Origin of the sequence: uncultured Caldilinea sp. (assembly GCF_937128415.1) — a bacterium.
GTDB lineage: Bacteria > Chloroflexota > Anaerolineae > Caldilineales > Caldilineaceae > Caldilinea.
The window spans coordinates 1-3026 of record NZ_CAKZMJ010000013.1 but is presented as its reverse complement, the minus strand read 5'-3'; the positions used below and the strand labels follow the sequence as shown (position 1 = coordinate 3026).

The following is a 3026-nucleotide window of genomic DNA, read 5'->3' as shown; positions in this document are numbered from 1 at the left end:
GAGGGCGAACCGGTGGAATATGTGTTGTCCACCTACCGCGGCGACCGCTACAAGTTTCGCTTTCATCTTCAGGCAGGGCGGTGAACATTCAAGGGGGGACGGTGAACGATGGTGAGAACCGGATTGCAGCAGTTGGTTGAAGAGCGCCCGGAGCTGCTTCGAGGGCGGCGCATCGGTCTGGTGGCGCAGGCGGCCGCCGTCACCCCTGACCTGCGCAGCGCTGAAGATGCGCTCCTCACCGCCGGCGCCACGCTGACCGCGCTGTTTGGGCCGGAGCATGGCTTTGACGGCGCGGCGGCGGACGGCGCCCCGGTGCAACACGCCGTCCATGCGCGATTGGGCGTTCCCGTTTACAGCCTGTACGGCGAGGAGCGCGAGCCGACCCCCGCCATGTTGGCCGACGTGGACCTGCTCATTTTCGACATGCAGGATGTGGGCGTGCGTTTTTACACCTATCTCAGCACGCTTTATTTCCTGGTGCGCGCAAGCGGGCGCACAGGAATCCCTCTGTTGGTGCTCGACCGTCCCAATCCGATCAACGGCATAACTATCGAAGGCCCGCCGGTTGAGCCTGGGCTTCACTCTTTCATCGGCATCATCGACATCCCTATCCGTCATGGCATGACGCTGGGCGAGCTGGCGCTCCTCATCAACGACGAGCAAGGCTTCGGCGCCGACCTGACCGTGCTGCCGATGCAGGGGTGGCGGCGCTCGCTGTGGTTCGACCAGACCGGCCTGCCCTGGGTTCCCACGTCGCCGGGCATGCCGCACCTCAGCACCGCCACCGTCTATCCGGGGACTTGCCTGGTGGAGGGGACGAACCTCTCCGAAGGCCGCGGCGCCGCGTTGCCCTTCGAGATCGTCGGCGCGCCGTGGTTGGACGGCTATCGGCTGGCGGCGACGCTCAACCACCTCGACTTGCCGGGGGTGCGCTTTCGGCCGGTTCACTTCGAGCCGTCGGCCAGCAAACACGCCGGAAAACGCTGCCAGGGGGTGCAGGTGCATGTCCTGGATCGCACCGCCATGCACCCTGTCGCCGTCGGCCTGCACGTGATCGCCGCCTGCCGCGCGCAGGACCCGGAGCGCTTTGCATTTCTGGAATCCAGTTGGGAAGGCAGGCCGCCTCACTTTGATCTCTTGATCGGCAATTCGACCGTCCGGGAGGGTTTATCGGCGGGATACGACGTTCCCAGCCTGACCGAATCGTGGCGCACGAACGAATCCGCGTTTCGGGAGCGACGCGCGCCTTATCTGCTGTATGCCGAGGCGCTCTGAGCGCTGTGGCCCTTGTATGCACGGTGGGCGTGGAAACCGGCCCTGTTCAGCCCTGGAACATCGTCACAACACAGGCCTAGAGCCGTCTATAGAAGCGGTGCAGGCGCAGAGAACGGCGTCGCATCGACGCCCATCGGAGGGCAGCCTTACACTGTCACAGAAAGGGAGGTGAGACGCCCTGAAGAAAGCTGCAACAACATTTTCTCCGCATTGCCGTTGAATCTTGCTATTTCACTGAAAGGAGAACTGTCATGAAACGATGGTACGGAGTGTTCGCCGGATTGATTGTGCTCTCGATGCTGGTGAGCGCCTGCACGGTGGTGGCGCCGTCTGCGCCAGGCGAGGCCGCGCCGACCAAAACGCGCATCGTCTTCTACCAGCGCGGCTATGTCGAGGGCGGCACCGACGCCGGCTCGGTCAACACGGCGAAGGCGATCGAGATCTTTGAGCAGAAGAACCCGGACATCGATGTAGACATCGTCGGCATCCCGTGGACGGTGGAGGGCGACACCAAGCTGGAGACGGCGCTGGCCGGCGGCAGCGACATCAACATCTTCCGCGTCACCAGCCCCAACCTGCCTCGCTACGCCAAGCAGGGCATCCTCTCTGAGATTACGCCCTACCTGACCGATGAGGACAAGGCGGACTTCTATGAGAGCGCCTTCCAGGTGGCGACGGTCGACGGCAAGGTGTGGGCGTGGCCGCTGTGGGTGACGGCCATCTCCCTCTTCGCCAACACCGACATTCTGGCCGAGCGCGGGGTTGAACTGCCCACCATCGAAGATCCGTGGACATGGGATGAGTTTGTGGCGGCAGCGAAACAGCTCACCTTCACGCGCGACGACGGCACGCAGGTCTACGGCTTCACCGCCTCCTCCAAGTGGGGCGCCATCGAATATTATCCGTTGATGTACATCGACGGCGGGCGCATCCTCAGCCCGGACGGCAAACGGTTCGTGCAGAATGAGCCAGAAGGCGTCTCTGCGCTGGAGAAAATTGCGTCGCTGAGACTAGAGCACAAAGTGACGCCGCCGGACTTCGGCACGGTCGATCAAGCAACACGCGCCTCTCAGTTCAAGGAACTACGGAACGTGGCGCTGCTGATGAGCACGCCCGGCTTCATCCCCGACCTGGAAAACAGCGGCTTCCCGCTGGCGGTGCTGCCCCCGCCGACCGGCGACCTGGGCAGGCTGGTGACGAACGGCGCCTTCGGCCTCTTTGCGGTCGTTGACGTTGAGGACAAGGCGAAGGTGGAGGCGGCGCACAGGCTGGCCCGCTACCTGACCAGCAGCGAGGTCGCCCAGGATGTGGAAAATTGGCAGCTGGCGCCGGGGTTGCGCCGCAGCAACATGTTCTACGCCACCACGCCCAACCGCGAGGTCGTGGCCCGTCTGGTCGAATACGGCATCTATGAGGCGCCGGTCGCCACCTCCGCCGAACTCGGCTCCATGTACGGCGCCGCTTTGCAGGCCATCATCCTCGGTGAAAAGAGCGCGCAACAGGCGATGGATGAGATCGCCCCGCTCTATCAGGCGGAGCTGGATGCGCTGAATCAGTGACGGAGAGGCTAGAGATTGGAGATTGAGGTGCAGGCGCGCAGGGCGTCCTCAATCTCCAATCTTTTTCCAGCGGAGAACAGAGCTCATGACCGAGATTGCTCGCTTCTGGCATCGTCACAAATGGAGCTATTTTTTCATTGCGCCGGGGATGTTCTTCTTCTTTGTGTTCCTGGGCTATCCGGTGCTGCGCGC

The 3026-nt window shown here is 63.2% G+C and carries 2 protein-coding genes; both read left to right on the top strand.

Annotated features, from left to right (window positions below; translation table 11 throughout):
• Window positions 1-108: 108 nt before the first annotated feature.
• Window positions 109-1275 (top strand): DUF1343 domain-containing protein, encoded by a 1167-nt coding sequence (locus Q0367_RS01825; protein ID WP_298980721.1) that lies wholly within the window; start codon window positions 109-111, stop codon window positions 1273-1275.
• A gap of 251 nt (window positions 1276-1526) precedes the next feature.
• The gene (locus Q0367_RS01820; RefSeq protein WP_298980720.1) at window positions 1527-2834 is read left to right on the top strand and encodes a sugar ABC transporter substrate-binding protein; all 1308 of its coding nucleotides are present in this window, start codon (window positions 1527-1529) and stop codon (window positions 2832-2834) included.
• Window positions 2835-3026 lie beyond the last annotated feature (192 nt).

Coding starts and splice junctions, on each gene's coding strand:
- Q0367_RS01825 (WP_298980721.1), top strand. CDS start 109: ATGGTGAGAACCGGATTGCAGCAGTTGGTTGAAGAGCGCCCGGAGCTG.
- Q0367_RS01820 (WP_298980720.1), top strand. CDS start 1,527: ATGAAACGATGGTACGGAGTGTTCGCCGGATTGATTGTGCTCTCGATG.